The 23,649-nt window shown below is 35.9% G+C and carries 24 protein-coding genes and 1 other RNA gene; 20 read left to right on the top strand and 5 right to left on the bottom strand.

Annotation, left to right across the window (positions count from 1 at the left end; all coding sequences use genetic code 11):
• Position 1 precedes the first annotated feature (1 nt).
• The 6 genes from GX497_09915 (at position 2) to GX497_09890 (ending at position 5,937) form a co-directional block, all read left to right on the top strand.
• Positions 2-739, top strand: a complete 738-nt coding sequence (locus GX497_09915) for a CBS domain-containing protein (GenBank protein HHY73523.1) — start codon at positions 2-4, stop codon at positions 737-739.
• 199 nt (positions 740-938) lie between these two features.
• Positions 939-1,853, top strand: coding sequence for a hypothetical protein (locus GX497_09910; protein ID HHY73522.1), 915 nt, complete (start codon positions 939-941; stop codon positions 1,851-1,853).
• Positions 1,854-1,885: 32 nt separating this feature from the next.
• Positions 1,886-2,536, top strand: coding sequence for a DUF4129 domain-containing protein (locus tag GX497_09905; GenBank protein HHY73521.1), 651 nt, complete (start codon positions 1,886-1,888; stop codon positions 2,534-2,536).
• A gap of 65 nt (positions 2,537-2,601) precedes the next feature.
• Positions 2,602-3,702 (top strand): DUF4350 domain-containing protein, encoded by a 1,101-nt coding sequence (locus tag GX497_09900; protein ID HHY73520.1) that lies wholly within the window; start codon positions 2,602-2,604, stop codon positions 3,700-3,702.
• On the top strand, positions 3,699-4,628 hold the full coding sequence (locus GX497_09895; GenBank protein ID HHY73519.1) for a MoxR family ATPase: 930 nt from the start codon (positions 3,699-3,701) through the stop codon (positions 4,626-4,628). The genes GX497_09900 and GX497_09895 overlap by 4 nt, the downstream gene beginning before the upstream one ends.
• Positions 4,594-5,937, top strand: coding sequence for a DUF58 domain-containing protein (locus GX497_09890; GenBank protein ID HHY73518.1), 1,344 nt, complete (start codon positions 4,594-4,596; stop codon positions 5,935-5,937). The genes GX497_09895 and GX497_09890 overlap by 35 nt, the downstream gene beginning before the upstream one ends.
• Here GX497_09890 and GX497_09885 read toward each other — a convergent pair.
• Positions 5,888-6,892 carry a stage II sporulation protein M gene (locus GX497_09885; protein HHY73517.1) on the bottom strand — a complete coding sequence of 335 codons (1,005 nt, stop codon included), beginning with the start codon at positions 6,890-6,892 and terminating at the stop codon, positions 5,888-5,890. The genes GX497_09890 and GX497_09885 overlap by 50 nt on opposite strands.
• A 101-nt stretch (positions 6,893-6,993) precedes the next feature.
• On the opposite strand from GX497_09885, the gene GX497_09880 reads away from it, so the two are divergent.
• Positions 6,994-7,803: an RDD family protein gene (locus GX497_09880; protein HHY73516.1), complete on the top strand. Its 810-nt coding sequence runs from the start codon at positions 6,994-6,996 to the stop codon at positions 7,801-7,803.
• Between the two features lie 45 nt (positions 7,804-7,848).
• Here GX497_09880 and GX497_09875 read toward each other — a convergent pair whose 3' ends face one another.
• On the bottom strand, positions 7,849-8,736 hold the full coding sequence (locus GX497_09875; GenBank protein ID HHY73515.1) for an NAD(P)-dependent oxidoreductase: 888 nt from the start codon (positions 8,734-8,736) through the stop codon (positions 7,849-7,851).
• 170 nt (positions 8,737-8,906) lie between these two features.
• On the opposite strand from GX497_09875, the gene GX497_09870 reads away from it, so the two are divergent.
• From GX497_09870 to ssrS, 6 genes are all read left to right on the top strand, one after another.
• On the top strand, positions 8,907-9,176 hold the full coding sequence (locus tag GX497_09870; GenBank protein HHY73514.1) for a YpbS family protein: 270 nt from the start codon (positions 8,907-8,909) through the stop codon (positions 9,174-9,176).
• 38 nt (positions 9,177-9,214) lie between these two features.
• Positions 9,215-10,054 carry a sulfurtransferase gene (locus tag GX497_09865; protein ID HHY73513.1) on the top strand — a complete coding sequence of 280 codons (840 nt, stop codon included), beginning with the start codon at positions 9,215-9,217 and terminating at the stop codon, positions 10,052-10,054.
• 338 nt (positions 10,055-10,392) lie between these two features.
• Entirely contained in the window at positions 10,393-12,981 is a 2,589-nt protein-coding gene (locus GX497_09860) for an S-layer homology domain-containing protein (GenBank protein ID HHY73512.1), read from the top strand.
• 141 nt (positions 12,982-13,122) lie between these two features.
• The gene (locus GX497_09855; GenBank protein ID HHY73511.1) at positions 13,123-13,920 is read left to right on the top strand and encodes a hypothetical protein; all 798 of its coding nucleotides are present in this window, start codon (positions 13,123-13,125) and stop codon (positions 13,918-13,920) included.
• Between the two features lie 50 nt (positions 13,921-13,970).
• Entirely contained in the window at positions 13,971-14,114 is a 144-nt protein-coding gene (locus GX497_09850) for a hypothetical protein (protein ID HHY73510.1), read from the top strand.
• 58 nt (positions 14,115-14,172) lie between these two features.
• Positions 14,173-14,362: non-coding RNA, 6S RNA (gene ssrS / locus GX497_09845), on the top strand.
• A 47-nt stretch (positions 14,363-14,409) separates the two neighbouring features.
• On the opposite strand, the gene GX497_09840 is transcribed toward ssrS, so the two are convergent.
• Complete coding sequence (locus GX497_09840) at positions 14,410-14,541, bottom strand: small, acid-soluble spore protein L (protein HHY73509.1); 132 nt, start codon at positions 14,539-14,541, stop codon at positions 14,410-14,412.
• A 152-nt stretch (positions 14,542-14,693) separates the two neighbouring features.
• Between GX497_09840 and GX497_09835 the strand changes: the two genes are divergently transcribed.
• From GX497_09835 to GX497_09815, 5 genes are all read left to right on the top strand, one after another.
• Positions 14,694-14,972 carry a hypothetical protein gene (locus tag GX497_09835; protein HHY73508.1) on the top strand — a complete coding sequence of 93 codons (279 nt, stop codon included), beginning with the start codon at positions 14,694-14,696 and terminating at the stop codon, positions 14,970-14,972.
• A 126-nt stretch (positions 14,973-15,098) separates the two neighbouring features.
• A complete protein-coding gene (locus tag GX497_09830; GenBank protein ID HHY73507.1) occupies positions 15,099-15,302 on the top strand; it encodes a hypothetical protein in 204 nt (67 codons plus the stop codon).
• A 57-nt stretch (positions 15,303-15,359) separates the two neighbouring features.
• Positions 15,360-16,598, top strand: a complete 1,239-nt coding sequence (locus tag GX497_09825) for an efflux RND transporter periplasmic adaptor subunit (GenBank protein HHY73506.1) — start codon at positions 15,360-15,362, stop codon at positions 16,596-16,598.
• Complete coding sequence (locus GX497_09820; GenBank protein ID HHY73505.1) at positions 16,599-19,712, top strand: efflux RND transporter permease subunit; 3,114 nt, start codon at positions 16,599-16,601, stop codon at positions 19,710-19,712.
• 78 nt (positions 19,713-19,790) lie between these two features.
• Positions 19,791-20,357 carry a TetR/AcrR family transcriptional regulator gene (locus GX497_09815; protein ID HHY73504.1) on the top strand — a complete coding sequence of 189 codons (567 nt, stop codon included), beginning with the start codon at positions 19,791-19,793 and terminating at the stop codon, positions 20,355-20,357.
• A gap of 57 nt (positions 20,358-20,414) precedes the next feature.
• Here the strand turns inward: GX497_09815 and ilvB are convergent, their stop codons facing one another.
• On the bottom strand, positions 20,415-22,118 hold the full coding sequence (gene ilvB, locus GX497_09810; protein ID HHY73503.1) for a biosynthetic-type acetolactate synthase large subunit: 1,704 nt from the start codon (positions 22,116-22,118) through the stop codon (positions 20,415-20,417).
• Between the two features lie 287 nt (positions 22,119-22,405).
• Here ilvB and GX497_09805 point away from each other — a divergent pair, with 287 nt between their 5' ends.
• Both GX497_09805 and GX497_09800 read left to right on the top strand, forming a co-directional pair.
• Positions 22,406-23,062 carry a reverse transcriptase-like protein gene (locus GX497_09805; protein ID HHY73502.1) on the top strand — a complete coding sequence of 219 codons (657 nt, stop codon included), beginning with the start codon at positions 22,406-22,408 and terminating at the stop codon, positions 23,060-23,062.
• Between the two features lie 20 nt (positions 23,063-23,082).
• A complete protein-coding gene (locus tag GX497_09800) occupies positions 23,083-23,259 on the top strand; it encodes a zinc-finger domain-containing protein (GenBank protein ID HHY73501.1) in 177 nt (58 codons plus the stop codon).
• 63 nt (positions 23,260-23,322) lie between these two features.
• On the opposite strand, the gene GX497_09795 is transcribed toward GX497_09800, so the two are convergent.
• The gene (locus GX497_09795) at positions 23,323-23,580 is read right to left on the bottom strand and encodes a DUF2564 family protein (GenBank protein HHY73500.1); all 258 of its coding nucleotides are present in this window, start codon (positions 23,578-23,580) and stop codon (positions 23,323-23,325) included.
• Positions 23,581-23,649 lie beyond the last annotated feature (69 nt).

Raw genomic sequence — 23,649 nt, 5'->3', positions numbered from 1 at the left:
CATGGTAGTGGCGAACAGAGAAGGTTTAACAAATTCAGAGCGCTTTTTAAGTGCGTTTAACACAATATCCAGTGAAATTGAGAAAATCGTAGATGCTCGCGGTCACGTTCCATTTTATCGATTAGTTGATATGGCAAAGAAAAAAAGCGGTTTAATTATGACCTATAAAGATGATTTGAAAGAATTATCAGAGCTAAGAAATGCAATTGTTCATGGACGGTATTATCCAGCAGTTACGATTGCAGAGCCGCATCTTTCCGTTGTTGAATTAATTGAAAGAATTGCTGCTGAATTGACAAAGCCAAAAACAATTATTCCGTTTTTTTCCCGTAACGTTAAAATATTTCAAAAAACAGACCATTTAACGGAAGTATTAAAAACTATAAAAAAACATGGTTATTCCCAGTTCCCAGTTTATGATAACGATAAGTTTGCTGGCCTTTTAACAAATCAAGGGATTACGATGTGGATTTCGCAAAATATCGACAAGGCTTCAATGGACCGTTGTTTAGATGCTTATTTAGGCGATGTAATGTCGTTTGAAAAAATTAAAAGAAATTATATTTTTATGAATCAAAATCAAACGATATACGATGTTCGCGAAAAGTTTTTAAACCATTTCGATGTTTTTGCAACTAGACTTGAAGCAGTATTAATTACTGAAAGTGGGAAGCCTGACGAAGAATTGTTAGGATTAGCAACCCCATTTGACATGGTACGGATTCCGTTTATAACGTAATGAATTAAATAATTATAGTATAACAATATCAACCACCATTTCTATTTGTTATTGTAGAAATGGTGGATTTTTTTAGCTTGAGCTTATGAATATATTTATATATCTAGGAAAAATTTGATTAAATGGTAAAATAATCATATAAAATAACGTTAGTGCTACTATTTGTTCGTTATCATTTATTACATTGGAGGATCATATTGTGAATAATTCTTTTGCCACTCCAAAAGGTTTTGGAGAAATTTTGGATTCTACTTTTCGTTTGAGTAAACAGTATTTTACTAAGCTATTTATGATTTTATTAATTTTAATCGGTCCCATTTACTTATTACAAGCGATTATTCTTCTAGTTGTGGGAGAAAGTTTCATAAAAGCAGTTGGAGGGGGAGGGAATTGGTTAGAACAAGTTTTCTCTAGTTTTACTGAATCATCTTATACTTATTCTAGTAACATGACTGCGGAAATTGGAATTATTATTTTAAGTTTAGTCAGTGGTATTTTCTACATGGTTGCAATTGCAGCAATTTTGTTTGCAATAAATCATATTAGAAATAATGAAGACTTTACAGTAGGTTCTGTTATAAAGCAAGGATTTTTGCGCTTTTTTCCGATGCTTGGGAGTTCGCTTTTATTTGGTATTATCATGACTGGATTGATGTTCGTGCCAGTTTTTATTATTAGTATAATTGGGACGATCGGTGCTATTATGCATCCTGTTTTTGGCGTTTTGTTATTTATCGTTGGCTTTATCGGGTTTGGCGTTGGGATTGGGTACTTGTTAACTCGTTTGAGCTTTTATTTTTGTGTGACAGTGTTAGAAAAAAGGGCACCGGGTATTTCAAGAAGCTGGAAGCTGACACGTAAACGGGTCTGGGCATTAATGGGGCTCTACATCGCATTTTACTTTATTGTTGGAATCATTACTTTTGCTGTACAGTTTTCGTTCGCTGTTTTTTTAGGGAATAGTGTACTATTGATGACGATTGTCAATGTCATCGTATTATTCACGACGATGCTTTTCACGGTTGGGTATGCTGTTATGTATTTTGATTTAAAAATAAGAAATGATGCTGATGATTTAAAAGAAATGATTGAGGACTACAATAGTGCTCATTAATCGAGTTCCTAATGAAATTAGGTGATGAAACGATGCTAAACCCGAATGAAGCAAGAGATGATATTGAAAAAATATTAAATGATAAAGAATATCAAGCGTATTACGATAATTCGAAAAGTATACTTCAAATATGGTGGGAGAAGGCCATAAAGTGGCTGGAGGAACGATTAGGAGATGTGTTCCCCTCTTATTCACCATCAAATGAAGTAACACAATGGATATTTATCGGTATAATCGTTGGAATTGTACTTTTATTAGCGTTAATTCTTTTTCTCATTTTCCGTAACACGAATCGTTCTTATCGGTTTCGGAATAAGCCGATTCAATCTTTAAGTGAAATGAATTGGTCGTTTCAAGACCATGTAAGGGAAGCGAGTAAACAGGAAGCAATGGGGCAGTACACAATCGCAACCCGCCACATGTTTTTAGCGTTATTGCTTTATTGTCATGAAAATAAATGGTTGGAAGCAAGAGTTTGGAAAACAAATTGGGAGTACTATGCTGAGCTTCAAAAGGTTAACAAAGAATGGGCTGCACAATTTAAAAGGTTTGCTTTATTTTTTGATGAAGCGACATATGGTGAACGTAAATTGCAAAAAGAGGAGTACAGCGAATATTGTAATGAAATCATGCAATGGTTTGAACATACTGATACAACGGACGAACGCATTATAACTACGTAAAAAAGGAGAGAGAATCAGCCTTGCAAATCGTAACGACTAAAAAAAGAACATGGCTATGGCTCATTATGCTTCTCCTTTTGTTTATCTTGATTAGCTTCTTTGTTCTTACACCGGAACCAACGAAATATCCTAGCTATGTATCAAATTCACCAGCGCCAGATGGTGTTAAAGCCTTTTATACATATTTAGAAAAGGAAAAACTTCCAGTGGAAAGATGGTTTTATGCGGCGGATTTGTTACCAAAAAGTGTTGGAAATCAAGTCCTATTGATGGTAGAGCCAAACGGCGTGTATATTTCAAAAAAATCAGTACAAAAGCCATATGAGGAGTTTATGGAAGCAGGAAATACGATTATTTTATTTACAACAAGTCCGAATGGGAGATTTCATTTAAAGAGTGAACATAGTAACAAGTCTTCTTTAGATTACATTCGTGTCAAGGACCGAGAAGGAAATGAGTATAAGGCGGATTATAGAGCTACTTTTGTTTATAAAACGATAAAAAGTGATGAAGTTTTGCTGTCAAATGAAAATGGACCGATTGCAATAAAACGGCCTTTTGGAAAAGGGCAGTTAATTGCTCTTAATTCTCCAGAATGGGTAACAAATGAAAATATTTTAAAGCATGACCATATTCCACTTATTTTATCATTACTGAATGAAGGCAATGTAAAAAATGCTGATACGATTTTAATCGATGAGTATATGCATGGCTTTGGGAAAACAGCTTATTCCGTCTATCCAAAATGGGTGTTACTATTGTTTGTTCAGTGTGCCTTGGTGATGGTCCTATTGCTTTGGATGCAAGGAAAGCGGTTTGGGCCAATTCTTCTTCCAAGAGAGGAATTTGTTCGTTTTACAGATGAAAGAATCCAAGCGTTAGCGGCTTGGCATATGAGATGTCAGTTATTTAAAGACTCGTTATTCGTTCAGGCTGATTATGTAAAGGTACAGCTTCAGGAACGCTGGGGAATCCCGTATAAAACGGATTGGATAGATGCTGCGGGTACGCTTGAACGGAAGTGGATTACTGTATCTGCGCTTGAAATACGTCGGTTTTTACATGAATTGACGAAGGTTCTTGAAAAGGAAAAGATAACGAAACAAGAATATTTGCTATGGTCGAAGAAACTAGAGCAATTAAGGAAAGAGGTTGAAGAAGGATGAATAAGGATTTAGCATCATTATTAGAAAAGTACGAAGAACGTATAATCGGACAGGGCTTTAATCTTCGCCTTTTACTTTCTGCTATTTTAGTAGGGGGGCATGTCTTATTAGAAGGTGTTCCAGGGACAGGGAAAACGCAAATGGTGAAAACATTGGCAAGTCTTTTAGGTGGGAGCTTCCGACGAATTCAGTTTACCCCTGATTTACTACCGAGCGATATTACCGGCAGTATGATTTATGATATGAAAAATAGTACATTTCAAACATTAAAAGGGCCGATTTTCACAAATTTGTTATTAGCTGATGAAATTAACCGTACACCAGCCAAGACACAAGCAGCGCTTTTAGAGGCGATGGAGGAAAAGCAAGTAACAATCCAAGGTGAAACATATCGTTTACCAGAGGTTTTTTTCGTTGTTGCAACGCAAAATCCACTTGAGTATGAAGGGACATATCCATTACCAGAAGCGCAGCAAGATCGCTTTTTATTTAAGCTATTTATTGAGTTTCCATCCTTTACTGAAGAGCTAAAGGTGTTACAACAAGTGATTCATAATAGTTTTGATAGTAGTCAAGTGACAGCCGTCTTAGATATGCAAACGTTTGAAAACATAAGAGCAGAAATCGACAACATTACAATCGGGGATAGTGTATTAGCTTATATTATGGAAATTGTAAGAAAGACGAGGGAATCGAATTCGATTCGTGTTGGTGCAAGTACAAGAGCAGGAATTTCAATTGGGAAAGCAGGAAAAGCATGGGCTTATTTATCAGGCCGTGATTATGTAACACCAGACGATATTAAAATAGTGGCGAAACCTGGACTTAGACACCGTATTCAACTATCGCCGCATAAAGAATTGGAGGGTGTTACGATTGACCAAACCATTGATGAACTTGTGGGATCGATTCCTGTACCGCGATAGAGGGATTATACCAACGAAACGATTACTCTTCATCACTTTCGTTTATTCGGCTGTACTTGTATTCGCTTCCGTATTGGAATTCTCTTGGACTTTCGTTATTGTCTGCAATATTATCGCTTTATTATTAACATTATTTGACTTATTTTATTCAGCGAATAAAAAGGAAATTAGTTTTAAACGAAAAATAGCGGGAGAAATGGAGAGAGGTATTGCCTATACAGTGGAAATCGAAATAAATAACGCTTCTAGATATGCGCTCAAGTTTCGGTTCGTTGATGGAATACCACAATCATTTGATAGATCATTTCCAATCGATGGAAAAGTTTCCGGCAATAAAACAGAGCGGGTCATGTACGAAACAACAGCCCTCGTTAGAGGGCAATACGAAATTGAGAAGCTTTATTTTCGATATACAAGTGTGTTTGGGCTTTGGGAAAAGCAAATAACGGCCGAATTACCTGCTACTATTAAGGTCATACCAGATTTAACTGAGACAAAGCAATATTTAGAAAGCGCGCAGCGGTTTTTAAAATATGAAGGGTCAAAAATTCGTAAATCTAAAAGTGGTGTTGGTGAGTTTGCTAAAATTAGAACCCATGTCGTTGGTGATGACCCGCGGATGATCAATTGGAGGCAAACAGCCAAGCTCTATGAGGTAATGAGTAATGAATATGAACCAGAGCATGGGAAAGTGATTACAATTTTAATTGATTGCGGGCGCTTGATGGGAGCAGAGTTAACAAAAGGAAATAGGTTAGAAAAGGTATTAGAGAGCGCTTTAACCGTTTCTGCTGCTGCACTAAAAAAGGGTGATTCTGTTTCAGTGTTAGCTTTTTCTAAAGATGTAAAAGTGTTTGTTCCAGCCAGTAAGGGGATGGGCCATCTACAAACGATTCTTCAGGCGATTTATAATGTAAACGTGGATTCCGTTGAGTCAAATTATGCACATGTTTTGCAATATTTACAAACCGTCCAAAAAAAACGTAGTTTACTTTTATTATTTAGTGACATTCGCACGTTTCTGTATGAAGAAAGTGCACTCTATTATTTGCAAAGACTACGTCAAAGACATTTATTTTTCATGATTGGTATTGAAGATGAGATGCTGTTAACAAAATTAAAAGAAGAACCACAAAGTCTCCAAAAAGCAATGGTAAAAAGTATGGCACAGCAGGAAATGCTCTTTAAAAAACGGGAAAAAATGAAGTGGGAAAAACAAGGCCTCCTAATGGTAGAGGCCAAGGAAGAGAAGCTAGCGGTTACAGCAGTTTCACACTATTTTCAGATGATAAACCGTGGTCTTCTATAGCTTTTTTCTTAATCAATTGCTTGCCGATTATGATGTAAAGAATTAAAGCGAGAACAGTTAGACAAGCAACGAAATATTTTGCCTCTAGAGAAATCGTACTAGGGGTAATATAGCCTTCTATTAAACCAGCAATGACAAATAACGGGATTGTTCCCAATAATAATTGAACAGAACGCTTTGCTTGAAGCTTTAATTGATAGCTTCTTGAAAATGGCCCTGGAACAAAAAGCTTATAGCCCATTAACAGACCAGCCCCACCAGCGATAAAAATAGCCGTAAGCTCAATCATGCCATGCGGGACAATATAGGCCCAAAAGTCGTATGATTTTCCGTGATGCCAATACAAGGCGGCAAGTGCTCCGACAAGGATGCCATTCGTAATCAATACATAGACTGTCAATAGTCCGAATGTCACTCCGCCACTAAAGGCGAGGATGGCGACTTGAATATTATTCGTCATAATGGCCGCAGATATGACTGGCGCATTAATTTCACCGTCATTTGCCCCTAGTGAACTTGGATCAATAGAATGGGCTAGATGTGCTGGAAGAATCGAGTACATATGAAGGGGATCATGTAAAACTGATAAATAACTGGCTGTGGCCCCAATCATAAATAAAATCATCGCGATGATGACAAATTTCCATTGATCTAACAAGAGATGAATAAATGTTGTACTGAAAAACTGCCGGATTTGTTTCACACTTGAAATTTGATCCTTGTACAGGAGGTTATGGGATTTTGAAACAAGTCCATTCAAGTATAAAGTAACATCTTCTCCGGGGAAATATGTTTGGCTATAGGAAAGATGCTGTGCTGTTTTTTGATAAAGACGTTGAAATTGATGAATATCAGCGCTTGTTATTTTTTTATTTCTTTTATGTAGTTTTGTTATACATTGCTCAAGTTGTTTCCATTCTACTCGATATTGTTTTACAAATTGTTTTACATTCAAAATTGAGCACACCTTTTTTAAGAGATATTCCTTATTATAATATGTATGGAAGAAAAGAGGAATAGATTTTAAAATATGAACAAAATAGGGAGGCCCAGCCTATGGAAAAGGAACAGGTTGAAATTAAAACACCTGAATATGTATCACTACAATTTCAACTGTCTGGTCTTGGAAGCCGTGCAGTTGCCTTTATGATAGATCAATTGATTTTGACGGTAATTACCATTGTTTTGTTACTTATCGTTTATCGGATAATGTGGGGGCAATTCGTTTATTTTGATGATCATAATGATTATTCATTTATGCCAATTGCAATCACAATTATCTTGTTATTTATTTTGCAATGGGGTTATTATTTTGTTTATGAATATTTTTCAGGCGGCAGAACAATTGGTAAAAAATCGATGGGAATTCGTGTTATTCAAGAAAATGGTCATAGCTTGACATTGCTATCATGCTTTATTCGTAACCTTATGAGAATGATAGACTCATTACCAGCCTATTATTTGCTAGGAATGATCATTATCTTTTTTCATCCAAAGCATAAAAGGCTAGGGGATATCGTTGCAGGTACAATTGTTGTTCATGAAAGAGGTAAAAAGAAACAGGGAAAGAAAGCTTCAGCGCTTGAAAAAGAAATTGAAAGAAGAGGTTTGTCTAAGGATGATCTAGTGCTTGAGGATTGGGCCATAAACGCTTTAAGTAATAAAGAATGGAATATCGTGAAAACATATAGTAACCGTTTTATGGAGTTGCCGATGGCAGAAAGAAAGAAATTAACAGCGGAAATAGCTTCTATCCTGCTTCCGAAGATTGGAATTGAAATTGAGGGCATGAATGAATATGATTTAGAAAATAAGCTGTTCATACTTTATTTACGATTGAAAGACGAATGGGAATATGAATTGTAACATCAACAAAGGGGATTTGCTATGATGGGCAAATCCCCTTTGTGATTATAATTCCCCTTTATTTTCTAACGTATTGTTAAGAAGTACGTATAGGGCAGACATGTCTTGTTCTCCTAAACCGTTTTCAATGGCATCGGACAGAAGATTGGTTAGCTTTGTTCCGATTGGCAGCTCCATTCCTGCTCCACTTGCCATTTCTTCAGCGAGCTTCATGTCTTTATGTAAAAGTTTGATTGCAAATCCAGCTTCAAATTGATTTTTTGCAATAAAATTATTGTAATGGCGGTCATAAATTCGACTTTGAGCATAGCTATTATTTAAAATATTGAATAAAAAGTCTGAATCTACACCCATCTTTTTACCTAATGTAACAGCTTCACTAACGGCCTGAGTGTGGAAAGCTACCATTAAATTATTAATTAACTTAACGACAGAGCCGCTACCTGTTTCGCCAATATGATAGATGTTTTTACCCATGACATTAAAAAGTGGGAGAGCTTTTTCGAAAATCTCTTTTTTTCCGCCAACCATGATTGTTAATGTACCATCTTCCGCGCCGAAATTGCCGCCGCTTATTGGTGCATCCAAAAATTCAATTCCTTTTGAGTTAGCAGCTTGCACGATTTTTTTATTTAAGCCGGGTGCAACAGTACTATGGTCCACTAAAATGAGGCCTTCATGACCGTTTTCGATTAGCCCATCTTCCCCGAAATAAATTTTTTCAACATCGACAGGCAGTGGAAGACAAGTTAAAATCACGTCAAGCTTTTGGGCCATTTCAGCAACAGACAACCCAATTTTTCCACCAGCTTCTGCAAACAATTCTTCTTTCCCCTTGCTACGGTTTTTGCCAACCACCTCATACCCCGCGTTTACTAAATTTTTTGCCATCGGCAAGCCCATATTGCCAAGGCCAATAAATCCAACTTTCATATATACATAACCCCTTTCTATGGCCAATTATAAATACTATCTTATAATATTTTTCGCCCTTTTTATTGATAATCCTGCATTTTTTTAATATGAAGTATTTTGTACTTTTCCGCTCGTTCATATAAAATAAATATAAGGACAGATAGTAACTGTAAAAAGGGGAGACTGACATGAGTGTACATCACGCCATTAGTAAACATTCTGAAAATCAACATTATATTGTAAGCAGGTTTACTGAGTTAGACGGACTAAGGGAAGCGTATATTGAAAAAGCGATTGAATTATGTGAAAAAGGTGAGCCATTTTCGACTGATGCGATCAATGCGGTTACGAAAGAAATGAATGAACTAGGGAAAAAAGGGATTGTAACCTCTCTGCCTGTAAGAAAGCCTGTAACTGTTGAAATGGTTAAGGAGTACGTTGAAAAAATAAATAAATAGGCCTAGAGAAAAATTGCTACGATAGGGGAGTGGGAAATTTGAAAAATATTGTGAATGTAGATTGGCTATATGAAAACCTTGAAAACCCAAACGTAATTGTGATTGATTGTCGATTTGAATTAGGAAATCCAGGGCATGGTCTTAATTTATATATAAAGGAACATATTTCTGGGGCCTTTTATTTTGACTTAGAAAAAGACCTTTCTAAACGTGTAGAAGAGCATGGTGGTAGACATCCCATGCCAGAATTGGACCGCATCATTGATAAGCTCGGAGCCGCAGGAATTGATGCAAACTCGAAAGTTGTTGCTTATGACGACCAAGGCGGTATGATCGCCTCACGGTTTTGGTGGCTACTTAAATATGTAGGTCATGACGAAGTTTATATTTTGGATGGTGGCTTTAGTAAATGGGTAAGAAAAGGTTATCCAATTACAGATGATATCCCTTCAGTTCCGCGCAAACAATTTCAAGCGAATATTCAACAAGAGCTTTTAAGCAATGTGGATGAAGTAAAGCAATTCGTTGAAACAAAAAAGGGCTATCTACTTGATTCTAGGATAGAGGAAAGATACATAGGCCAAAACGAAACTATCGATAAAAAAGCAGGCCATATTCCAGGTGCACTCAATTATTTTTGGGAAGATTGTTTAAATGAGAAAAATGAATGGAAATCGGAAGAGGAGCTAAAAGAAAGATTTGAACGGTTTAATAAAAATGATCAAATCATCGTTTACTGTGGGTCTGGCGTTTCAGCTTGTCCAAATATTATTGCATTAGATGAATTAGGATTTACAAATGTAAAACTATATATGGGAAGCTGGAGCGATTGGATTACATATGAAGAACATCCGATTGCGATTGGCTTGGAAGAATAAATGAAAAAAGAGGCCTAAAGCCTCTTTTTTTTATTTTAGAATAATATATAAAAACAAGAAGAAAAAACATGGAATGGAAGAAAGATGGTGTTGAAGCTTGTATAAAAAAGTAGTTTAATATAATTTGTGAGGCACGACAGTGACATAAATCGAACTGTTATAAAATGTCTCAACTCTGAATCTATCATAAAATGGAAATAAGTTACTATTGAATGGGAGATTCGCAAATGTTTTACTAGAATAGTAAGTTGTTAACTTGTTAACAAACTCACTTGTAATAAAAAAAAGAGAAAACAAGTGATAAAAAATAATTATACCATACTAGGAGGAATTCATTAATGTCTAAACAACCAAAGAAATTCAATAAGTTTGTAGCAACAGTAGCAGGAGCAGCAGTCGTAGCATCAGCAGTCGCACCAGCAGCAAATGCAGCTTGGACAAACACTCCAGACTGGATGACTGGTTCATTACAAGATTTAGTAAACTATGGTGTGATTGACGCCAACTCAACTGTAAGTGCTACAGGCGAAGTAACTCGTGGTGAAGTAGCATTATACTTTGCTCGCGCATTAAAATTAGACATGGAAAACGTTAAGAACCCAGGATTTGCGGATGTTCCAACAACACATAAATATTATAATGCAATTGCTGCATTAGCAAATACAGGCAAAATGAATGGTACAGATAAAGGTTTTGAGCCTAACCGCGTCATTAACCGTGCTGAAATGGCTTCTTTAATTGTTAAAGCATTTGGTTATGAATATGGCAACGGTGAAAACTTAAAATTCACAGACCTTGAAAATGCAAAATGGGCAAAAAATGCGATTGCAGGTCTAACGCAGGCTGGCATTAAGCTTGGTGTAAGTGAAAATCAATTCGCACCATTATCAAAATTAACTCGTCAAGATACAGTTGGTTTCTTATGGAAAGTAATGAAAGACCAAGGTATTGATTTTGCAGCTCCAGTTGTGCAAAAAGAAGTTGCTTCAGTAACAGCAGTTACAACTAAAGGTGTAGAAGTTGTATTTGATAAAGTAACAGAAGCTCGTGAAGATGTAACAATTACTGTAACAGATCCAAATGGTAAAGAAGTTGCTGTTAAGCCAGTAAACCTTGAAATTGGTGACACTGAAATTTTCTTCACATTTGAAAAAGAATTAGACAAAGTTGAATTAGGTACTTGGATCGTAGGCGGCGTTGAATTTGATACTGCAGCTGTTGCAGCTGTTGACGCAGTTCTTAAAGCTAACAACCAAGTTGAATTATACGCAGCATTATCTTCAGCATACTTCAAAAAAGTAAAATCTGACAACATTGCTGGTTATCAAAAAGCAATCGCTGATGCAGATGATGAAGCAAAGAATACAGTTGAAAAAATTCAAAAAATCATTAACACTGTAAACAATGATATTGTGACATTAGCAGATAAAGAAGACGCAGTTAAAGAAGTAAAAGATGCTAAAAACCAATTACAATTATTAAATGCTCTTAAAAACTTTACTCGTGTAAATGCTGATTGGATTACAACATACGAAAATGGACTACCAACATTAGATGCTAATGTAGAAAAAGCATATGATCAAATCCAAACTGCCATTGATGCTGTAAACAAAACAAAAGTGGACGAAGCAATTAATAAAGCTGTTGCTGGCTTAGAAGCAAAAGATGTCCAAGATGCAATGAAGCTTGTTGAAAGCTACATTAAAGCTGACGATAAAGAAAAGAAAGAAACAACAAAAGCGGATTTAATTAAAACATTAGATTTACATGCAGCATTAATCAACATTACAGCTGCTAATACAAATGCAAAATTACAAAATGCATTCAATGCTTATGCAGATTTAGACAAAGATTTTGATAAAAAATTAATCAATGATACGTTATTAAAAGAATACAGAACAGCATTAGTAGCCGTAACAAAGGCAGCCGATAAAAATGAAATCGCTGAAATCATTGCCATCTTAGAAGGTGCTCATACGAAAGCAATCGATGATGCAGTTGCAGCTATTGCTAAACTAGACGCTAATGCAACAACATCTAACGTAAAAGCTGCTCTTCAAAAATTAGCAGATGTGTCAAAAACAACAACGAATGCATTTGATATGGACACTGTCGTTGAAGCATCTCTAGCAGATTATTTAACAAACTTTGTTGCTAAAAAAGATAATATCAAGTCATTAGATAATGTTAAAACAATCATTATTGATGTTAACAATCCAATTAATGCATTAACGAAGATTAAAGACGAATTAGCTGATAATCAAGTGACAGCAGATGAATTATATAAATTATTAAAAGACAATTCATTAACACTTACGAACTTGAATGAAGCTAATAAAGAACAATATGTTAAAGCATTAGAACCAATTCAAAATGTTGTGTCTACTGTTACGAATGAAAATAAAGCAAGCAAAGTCGCTGAACTTAAAGATATCATTACTGCTTCAAATGCGGTTGTCGCTATCAATAAAGCAGATACTGTAGCTACAATGAAATCTGAATTAGACAAGTTTGCGTTAGCAAGTGCAAGTATGGCTTCTCATAATGAACAAGCAACAAACTATATTAACTTAACAACAACATCTAAATTAGAGGTTGCTGAATTAGTGTTAAAAGCAAAACCAACTGCTGGATTTGTCTACATCAAAGATGTAGCAGACAAGATGGCTAATCAAATCGATGTACGCAAAGAAAGAGTTGACGCAGTAAACAAAGCAACAGATATCGTAGCAATGGACAAAGCATTAGAAAAACTTGTATATGATGCATACAATAAGTTAACTGCTGTTCAGCAAATGAACGTTGCAGAAGCATTCTTAAGCAACTTCCCAACAAAAACAGTTGACAATAAAGAAGTTAAAGTAAACTATACAACATTAACAGCAATCAAAGCAGATATCGACAAAGCAATTGCTCAAGCGAAGTAATCTATGCTAGTATGTCCAAAAGCCAATCACATTATGTGGTTGGCTTTTTTCTCATAGTGAACTTTTCTAGAGAAACTTTGCATGTTGCCCTATGGGTAAGTGCAAACTTACATTATAAAACCAACTGGAGGTGGAAAAATAGTGAATGCACATGAAAGAAATAGTATCGAAGGCCAAGTATTAGACAAAAGCTTTTTTTACTTTGATATAGGTAAGCCACATACGATAACATCAACAATAGCGATAAACGAAGAACAATTATTTGCGAAGATTTTATCACAGTTAGAGGATTTGCAAAATAACAAAGAATGTAGTGCTGAGGATTTATCCGCTATTTATGAGCAAATTATGCTTTTACCTGACAAAAGTGATCTTAGATTACAATGTGAATTCCATTATCGTAACATTAAGGAACGGATTTTAGATGAACAAAATAATGTTGTAAAAACTAAAAAAGTGGCTACCAACACGAATATAGTAGATATGTTGAAAGAAGAAAATACAAACGTCTTGGAGGAATTTTTGATTCAAACAAAATGGGAGCCTTTTATTAATTTGGGAGCTGAAGGCAGAAAGCAAATTATTAGCAAGCTAATTCATAATAAAGACCAAGTGCATCGTGAGGAAGCTATAATCGAATTTATAAAAGAGGAAACAAATCAATTACAGAGCCTCTTGGCGGAAATTCTAACTACAAAGGATGAAAAGAAATTAAAGAAACATCTTAATCAGTTGAATTTGCAGTGGTTTCACAATCAATCTGAGCAAATAAAACAATTCATAATTGAATTAGTACTAAAACAAACGATTCCAGAGGATATAACAGTTACAAAACTAGATGAATTTTTAAAAAAAGTCCTAAAAGACGCTAACAGGGTAACAACTATTCCTGTTGATTTAATTAAGAATAACAATGAGGTAAACGAATCAATTTTATAGAAAAATCCCATACTACTAATGAAGTTCATTTAGTTTAGGAGGTATTCACAATGGGCAGATCAAAAAACGCAAACCCGAATGCAATGAGAAATAACAACGCGAAGCGAATGGAGGAGCGATCTCGAATCGCGAAATCCGGCTCCTTTGCTGAACAGGAAATCGCTAAATTAGAAAGTCACCAAATTAAGAAATAACTGAGAAACTTGGCAACGAATCGTATTTGCAAAACCGATATTTGTTCGCTATAATAAAAGTAACCTACGATGTTAGTGACTCTACTGTGTCTAAAACCGATGCTATTTATAAGGGAGTTCTAAATTTTGACCCAGACGTCAAGCCTTGTCCATGGATGACATGAGGAAGATGAAACGGTTGATGCGAACACCCACCTGCGAGAGCGGGTTTTTTAGACATATAAGGGCACGGCATATGTGGGTGGTTGACGATATGAAAGCGAAACCTCGGCTTATTTAAACCGAGGTTATTTTTTTATACTTTTGTATTATCTTTTTGTGCTTTTTGTTCTAATTGTGATTTTGGTCTTGGGGAAGGGCCATCCTCTGAATGTCCCTGCTTATTTACCGCTGGCGCAAATTTACCCCGATTCGCATTTTTAGTCATTGTTTTTCCTCCTCTTGTTAAAAGATATAAGATGTAGCACATCAATATTTTTTCCGTAACCGTCTAAAAATATGAATGTGCAAAACTATAGATGATTTGTCGAATTTTCGGTATGATTATAGTAACAAAAAAGAGGAGTTTGATCATTTATCATGCTGGCAGTTTCGACAACCGATTATTTAAACCATTTAGAAGCAAAAGGCTTTACCTTTCGTGAGGATAGCCTTGGCTTTATTGAATTTGGGAAAATGTATACGGCATCATCCGATAAATTAGTTAATTTGGCAATTGAGATTACGTTAAAGGCACAGCTCGAATTCGATGGCAGTTTTTTTATCGCGATTTTAGAGATGTTTAAAATGCATAATGTCTCAAGTAAAAAAGCGGCTTACAAACTTATTAGCGAGAAAAACATAATTTTAGGATTGTAAGGCTGGCACTTTTTGTTTGTGCTAGCTTTTTTGTTAGTACTCCATTTATGTTTACAATTGGAAACGGGTTCAATATAATGGTGTTAGTGCTAACTAACAATAGATTAAAAGTGGAGGTATCGAAAATTGCTAACTAGTGTAGGTCAAGGCAGTAATCTAAATCAAGTAAAAGCAAAATATTTTGAAGCGCAACGTTCTGGAGATACAGCAGCCATGAATAAGGCAAAGAAAGAAGCTATGGAATTAAGACATAAAGAAAACGAAATAAAAAACGATACAGTTGAGATTAGTAAAGAAGCCTACCATTCGTATCATAGTATAAAAGAATAAATTTATATAATATGTTAGTTAGCACTAACTATAAATAGAGAGTTGGTTGTTGAAATCATGAAAAAGCTTTTTCGTTTCTTTCTTTTACTTTTCTTTTCTATAAGCACTTTAACAGGATGCTCTGAACAAAAAGCTACGGTAGATTATGCAGAAATTTATGTAACGGATTATATAGTAGAAGAGCAATCAATATCATCCGAAGAAAAATTTTATGGTGAGATTGTTAGTGAAAAAACGGTTACTTTATCATCAACAATACCTGGAACGATTCAAATTGCTCCACAACATAATGGGCAAAAGGTTGAAAAAGGGGATGTGTTATTTGTTGTAGAAAATAAAGATCTTCAATCTGAACGATTGAATGCGAAAGCGGCGGTTGAAGTGGCAAAAGCTAATTTGGAAAAAATAAAAGCGGGAGCAAATCTGCAGGAAGTTATGGGCATGGAGGAAAGTGTGCAAGCATCAAAAGTAAAATATGATGCAGCTGTTCAAAATAAAGAACGTCTAACTGTTTTATTTGATAGTGGAGCAATAAGTAAACAGCAACTTGAACAAGCTGAAACAGAATTAGCAGTAGCAAATTCCCAATACAATTCATCACAGCACCAGTTAGAACAAATGAAATTAGGGCCTACAAAGGAAACGATTCGAATCGCTGAAGCCCAATATGAGCAGGCAAATGGGCTATATTCATCGATAACAGCGAAAACAGCTGATTTAGTCATTAAAAGCCCGCTTTCTGGTTTTATTGCTGCTCTTCAAGCCGAAGAAGGGGAGTTTGTTGGTGTAGGTATGCCGTTAGTGAATATTCATAACATTGAAGAGGTATATGTGCATGTAAATGTTCCAGAAGCCTCTTTTTTACGTCTGAAGCAAGGGGAAACAGCTAATGTAAAGAGTGCAGCTATTGATCAACCGTTTAGTGGTACGATTATTGAATTAACACCACAAGCTGACCGAAAAACAAATTTATTTACAATTAAAATTAAAATCAATAATGGAAAAAGTTTGCTTAAGCCTGGAATGGCTGTGGAAGTTACAATTCCCATCGTAAATAAAACGAATACAATGATTGTGCCAATTAGTGCGGTGTTAAATGATAAAGGACAGGAAATTGTCTACGTTATTGAAGATGGGATTGTCGAAAAGAGGAAAATCAAAACAGGAATTCGCACGAATACAAATATTGAGGTCATAAGCGGACTTCAAAAAGGAGAAAAAATTGTTGTAGACGGAGTTGAATTTGTACACGATGGTGATCAAGTTCAAGTTGTTGAGAAAGAGAGTGAAAAATAAATGTTCAAAGCCTTATTGAAGCGTCCGCTAACAGTATTTATGGTCGTCTTAATGGTAACACTTATGGGGTTATTTATGTTGTTGCGCATTCCTGTCGATTTGTTTCCAAAGCTTGACCTTCCTATTATTACAATTACAACGATAAACCAAGGTGCTTCACCGGAAGAAATGGAAGAGCAAATTACAAAGGTAATTGAAGAAGAAATGGCAGATTTAGAAAATATAGATTCCATTCATTCAACAAGTTCGCAAAATATTTCACGAGTTATGATCCAATTTAATTGGGGCACAAACTTAAATTTTTCAGAAAATGAAATTCGTGCAAAACTTGAAAAAATAAAGCCAGATCTTCCATTAACAATTGAGAAATCGACAGTAGAGAAAGTAAATCCCTCAGATACCCCAATTATCGAGTTGGCGTTTGTTGGTGAAGAGGATCTGAAAGAATTAACGACGGTTGCTCTTGAACGAGTAAAGGAAGAACTACAAAGAGTAAAAGGTGTAGCCTCTGTTAAAATTATAGGTGGACAAGAAAATGAAGTTAAGATTGCGTTAGCTGAAGAGAAGCTCACACAGTTTGGAATAAACATTGGGCAAGTTCAAGAAGTGCTGAAAAAAGATAATACAACATTTCCAATTGGGACAGTTGATTATGACAAAAAATCATTAACGATAAAAACGAATGCTGAGATTAAAGATGTTTATGAACTAGCGAATTTATCAATTCCTAATAAAATGGACATTCCTTTACGTTTAAAGGATTTAGGGGATGTATCGATTCAAACGAAAGAAGTTGAGCAGTCGTCATATTACAATCATAAAAATGCAGTGCTAATTAATATTTATAAACAAAATGATGCCAATACGATTGATGTAGCTTCTAAGGTAACGGCTAAACTGCGCTTTTTAGAGGGACAGTTGGGGAGCAGTGAATTAATTGCCATCAATGATTCATCACAATTTATTAATCAATCAATCAAAAATTTAACGAAGGAAGGCACCATCGGTGCTAGCTTAGCAATTTTAATTATTTACTTCTTTTTAGGAGAAATTGCCGCAACTCTCGTTATTGCTCTAGCTATCCCATTATCGATTATTACTACATTCATTTTTATGTATTTCAGTGGATTAACCGTAAATTTAATTACACTTGGAGCGTTAACGCTTAGTATTGGCTTAGTCGTAGATGATGCCATCGTTGTTATGCAAAACATTTATCGTCATTATAAAGAGGAAGGGAAATCAACATTTAAGGCAGCCATCGATGGAACAAAGGAAGTAGCGTCCGCTGTCTTTGCAGCGACAATGACGAAAATGATTGTCTTTTTGCCGATGCTATTTGTAAGTGGGATGGCAGGGCAAATTTTTCACCCGCTAGCACTTACAGTTTTATATGCTTTGTTCTCCTCCTTGGTTATTTCCTTTACCGTAACACCAACACTTACAGCACTCGTTTTGTCGTTGTCACAGTCTATTCCGTGGCTGAAGCGGAAATCTAAATGGTCGTTACTACTTGAAAAGGGACGGAATGCAATTGAAAACAAATATAAGGAAGCATTGGTTTATACGTTAAAATATCGCAAAATTGTCCTTTTTGTTGCTTTCATTTCGCTTATCGCTGGAATCGCACTCCTTCCAATGATCGGAAAAGAGTTTATGCCGAAAATGGATTCAGGAGAATTTACAATCCATATAAAGATGGCACCAAATACAAAATATAGTGAAACTGAAAAGATGACACAGGCTATATTAGGAAAAGTAGATGAAATAAATACTATTAATTCTACCTATGTTGGCATCGGTTTTACTAAAGAGCATCCAGATCAAGAACAAACAGATCGAGCATTTATTCATGTAAAACTCGTAGACAAGGTAAATCGAGAGGAAAGCACAGCCTTTGTTATCGAATCATTAAGAAGCAAATTAAAATATCCTGGTGTTCAAATTAAAATGCAAGAAAAAGGATTTATAATGTCATCGTTATTTTCATCCGACCCTGTCTTTATAACAATTAAAGGCGAGAATTTAGAGCTATTAGAAAATATTTCTTATGATATTACAAAAATTATTCGGGAAGTACAAGGAATTAGGGATGCAGACAATAGCAGTATCGGACAGAAAATGGAATACACTCTTCATTTCGATAAAGAAAGGCTTAAAAGCTATGGATTAGATGTACTGCAAGTAAGTAAAACGATACGCACCGCTTTGGAGGGGGAAGTTGTTGGAACGATGAGCACGGACACGGGTGATTTAGATATCCGTCTATCGTATGAGAAAAAAGGGTTGAACGATATTGAGGATATCGCAAAATTGAAGATCCCTACAAAATATGGAATGATTCCGCTTCAAACGTTTACAGTGGCTAATCTTTCGGCAACGCCTTCTGATATTTACCGGGAAAATCAAATTCGTATGTCCTATGTAACGGCAGGGCTGTATAATGCCGATTTGGGTAAGGTTAATACCGCGATTCAAGACAAATTAGCAGAATATAAGTTGCCTAGAGGATATTCTATTGAATTTGGTGGCGAAACGAAGGATATGAAGGAATCATTTACTGATTTAGGAGTGGCGCTTGTTTTAGCGGTTCTGTTAATCTATATGGTAATGGTAGCGGAATTTGAAAACTTTAAACATCCTTTTATCATTATGTTTACAATTCCGTTAACTTTATTGGGGATTACAGGGAGCTTATTGCTATTTGGTCGTAATTTAAGTGTACCCGCGATTCTTGGTATTATTATGCTCTCAGGAATCATTGTTAGTAATGGCATCGTGATGATTGAATTTATGAAACAGCTGCGTGAACAAGGTTTGGATGCATATCACACAGTTTTGAAAGCCGGACCAATTCGTCTTACCCCGATTTTAATGACGACTGGAACGGCTATCCTTGGTGTTGCCCCGATTGTATTTGGAGTGGGGGAGGGCTCAGAGACAAACGCTCCGATGGCGACAGTTGTATTAGGTGGATTATCTGTCGGGACATTGCTGACATTATTCGTTATCCCTGTTTTATACTATTCAATTGAGAAGAAAACTAAACGAAGGAAGCGTTGGCTTCAGGAATACCTTATTGACACAGAAAACTCCCACCGGTCTAGTGAGTGAGTAATAACTATTTTATGTTATCATAATAGTTAGGGCTGTTATCAAAAGGACAAGTATTGGATACGAGGAGATTTTGTAATGAAAGATAAAAAAGATCAAATTATTGCTGCTGCACTGCGTATTTTTTTGAAAAAGGGATACCTCCAGGCGACTACCCAAGAAATTGCGAAGGAAGCGGAAGTAGCTGAAATGACCTTATTTAGAAAATTTTCAACAAAACAAAATTTGTTTTTATCAGTTTTTTTGCCAATTATTGCCCATCAATTTGATTCAAAATTGATGCAATTTGCAAAAGAAGAGAATACTTCTGATTTTTTTCGGAAGATTTTACAAGATCGTCTAGAGACATTATCACGAAATGATCAAGTGATTAGACTTCTCATCGCTGAAAGTGTAATGAATCATTTGGATGAAAGGATTAACATTCCTGAAACAATCATGAATAGTTTAAAACAAGCAATTGAAGTTCACTTTTCAAAAAAACAAAAAACGGTAGACGTAGACCGCTGTGCAAGGTTAATTGGAGGGATACTATTAAGTCATGTTATTTTGCCAGAAAAAGTGCCTTACTATAAATTGCCAAAATCAAAGAAGAATGAACTTCTTGAACAATATGTTCAAACACTATGCCAATTCATTTCATGAAATTCAATAAAAAGAAGCTGACTCTTTTTTTGAGCAGCTTCTTTTATAATTTTTAGATTACCTAGAAAGAATGACCTCACTATTGCTTGCACCAGGAGGCACCATAGGATAAACATTTTCTTCCTCGACAATATCAAACTCTAACAGTGCTGGGCCCTCGTGCTCAAAAGCCCTTTTAATAATATCTTTTGCTTGCTCCGCATTTTTTGCTTTAAATCCAGCCACACCATAGGCTTCGGCGAGTTTCGCAAAATCAGGTGAAGAAATTTTTACCGATGAGTACCTGCGATCATAAAATAGCTCCTGCCATTGGCGGACCATGCCAAGATAGCCATTATTCAAAACAACAATTTTAATAGGGAGCTTTTGAATAAATGCAGTACTCAGTTCCTGCAAATTCATTTGGAAGCTGCCATCGCCAGTCACACAAATAATTTGTTTGTCAGGCATTGCAGCTGCAGCGCCGATTGCTGCTGGAAATCCAAATCCCATCGTTCCTAAACCGCCAGAAGAAAGGAACGTTCGCGGCCTTGTAAATTTATAATTATGGGCTGTAAAAATTTGATGCTGGCCAACATCGGTTACAACGACTGCATCATCATTTGAAATTTCGTCGACTAGCTGCAAAACCTCTTGTGGTTTTAACACGCTATTAACTTTATCAAAACGAGCTACAGTCCGTTTGTAATTCGTGACTTCCGTTACCCATTCAGCACAGTTTTCAACAATCTGTTCATGTTGTACTTGTTTATTTAGCTCTGTCAAAAAGTCAAGAACATCAGCAACTACAGGAATATCGATGTTAACAATTTTATTAATTTCGGATGCATCAATATCAACTTGAATTTTTGTTGATTTTGGAGAAAATCCGCTCATTTTACCAGTGACCCGATCACTAAAACGAACACCTAAGCATAGTAAAAGGTCACAATGATGAACCGCTTTATTTGATGCAAATGTGCCATGCATTCCTAACATCCCTAAATGCAGACTATGGTTGCTATCAAAAGCACCAATCCCCATCAATGTAGTAGCAACAGGGATTTTCGTTTTATCGACAAAGTCAGTTAACATTTCTGAAGCTTCAGAAATAATGGCGCCGCCGCCAACTAAAATCACTGGCTTTTTTGCTTGTGAAAGTGCTTCTATAACATTAGTTATAGTATTTTTGCTAACCGCTTTTTTGGGCTTCTTCTGTTCAACATACGTTGTAGTAGTTCTTTTGAAGCTTATATTCTCCGCATTTTCATGTAATACGTTTGCCATAACCTCGACAACAACTGGAGCAGGTCTACCGCTTTCTGCAATCGTTCGCGCTATTTCAATGGCTTCAGGCAAGTTTTCAATTTTACTAACTCTACTATAATGTTTTGTAATTGGTATTGTTAAGCCGCTGACATCAACCTCTTGGTATGAATCTTTACCAATCTTTTCTGATTCTATTTGACAAACGACCACAACCATTGGCACTGAATCACTAAAGGCCGTGGCAATGCTTGTAACTGCGTTTGTAACGGCTGTTCCCGCACCGATTAAAGCAAAGCCTGCCTTTCCACAGGCCCTTGCATACCCATCTGCGGCATGGACTGCTGCTTGCTCATGCTTTAGCTGAATAAATGTTATCTCTTTATTTTCAGCTAGTTTATCGAAAATCGGCAATAATATTTCACCGTGGCAACCAAAGATTTTATGTCCACCTTGTTGTGCAATCGAGTTAAGGAGTAGGGCTGCTCCGTTATACTCTTGCTTCGCCATATTCATCTACCATACAACTCCTTAATTTTGACTATTTTTTAACAATTTTAAATAAACAGACAAGAATTGTATGTGATATTTGTCATACTTGAACATTTTACTAAAGTTCACTTTGCCTCATAATGTCGTTTGTTTTTCCAAAGTGTTTCGAACACTTTGGAAGGCAGCTCAGCTAAAATCATGCCTATGAATATGAATAAACATTTTATCATAATTTTCTTAAAAAGAAATGTAGGTTTAAATAGCGTGGATTATGATAAAATAACCGTAAACTGTCGAAAGGGGATTATGGTGTGAGGGTATCTATACATTGGACTTATAAACATCCGAAAGGCAGACAAATTGAACTGACATCTGATTTGCTGCCAGCCAACGAAGCGTTGTTCCTTGCCGAGGATTTTGAAAAAACAGGCCGTACAAAAGAAATCATATTTTATGATACAGAAGACCAATCATGGACAAAAAAAGAATTGCAGAAGTTTGTTAAAGGGATTGAAACAGAGCCACATGATATTGTTGCTTTTTTTGATGGGGGGTATGATTTACAATCAAGAAAAGCAGGCTTAGGAATTTCGATTTATTTTACACAAAACAATAAAGAATACCGGATACGTAAAAATGCCCTGTTTGATGAAATCGAATCAAATAACGAAGCGGAATATGCGGCGTTTTGGCTTTTGCTACAAGAGCTAGAGAATTTGGGTGTACATCATACTGAAGTGACATTTAAAGGCGATTCACAAGTTGTTTTGAATCAATTAAGCGGTGATTGGCCAGTCTATGAACAAGAATTCATGCCATGGATTAACCGGATTGAAGAAAAAATGAAAAAACTTGGGATTAAACCAATTTATGAGCCGATTTCGAGGAAGCTAAATAAAGAATGTGATCAGCTCGCCTTACAAGCATTAAATGGAATTGAAATCGATAGTCGTTTAGATTTGCAATAAAAATCCGGAGGTGGTTTGGTGTGGAGCGAAAACAAGTGTTTGAGAAAGTAAGTTCGCTTCTAGATACATATTGCAACGGTTGTTTTTTAGCCCGACACCACCGCAAGGAATATAGCAAAAAGTATGCACAAACCTTCTGTATCAAACAGTGTACGGTTGGAAGCGAACTGCAAAAGTACGGGAAAACACTTTCATAATATGTAAAGAAAAAAGCTGATTTGGGGATTCAATGAATCACTAATCAGCTTTTCGATGTTTAGTTAACGTTGGGCTTCTTTCAATTGTTCTTCGCAATCCATTAAAAGTGATTGCTGCTTGTTTAAATTGTTTAAAAATTCATCATCAACACCAGTTGCATTGTTTTGGGCATGTTGTAAATGTCCTTTTGCGGCATTTACTGCATCATGGGCAGCCTCAAGTTGCCCAGGTTCCATGCTCATTGTTGCAGATCCGACCATTTTTTGAGCAGCTTCAACGGAAAGTTCTACTTGTTTTAAATCATTAAATGGTTCACCCATATGTATTCCTCCTCTTATTGAAGTTCTACATATAGAGTTTGTCTATCATGCAAATTTCATTCATGCAAA

This window comes from Bacillus sp. (in: firmicutes), assembly GCA_012842745.1.
In the GTDB taxonomy this organism is placed as follows: Bacteria; Bacillota; Bacilli; order Bacillales; family Bacillaceae_J; genus Schinkia.
Note: the sequence above shows the minus strand (reverse complement) of the source record. Positions and strands in the feature narration are given on the sequence as shown.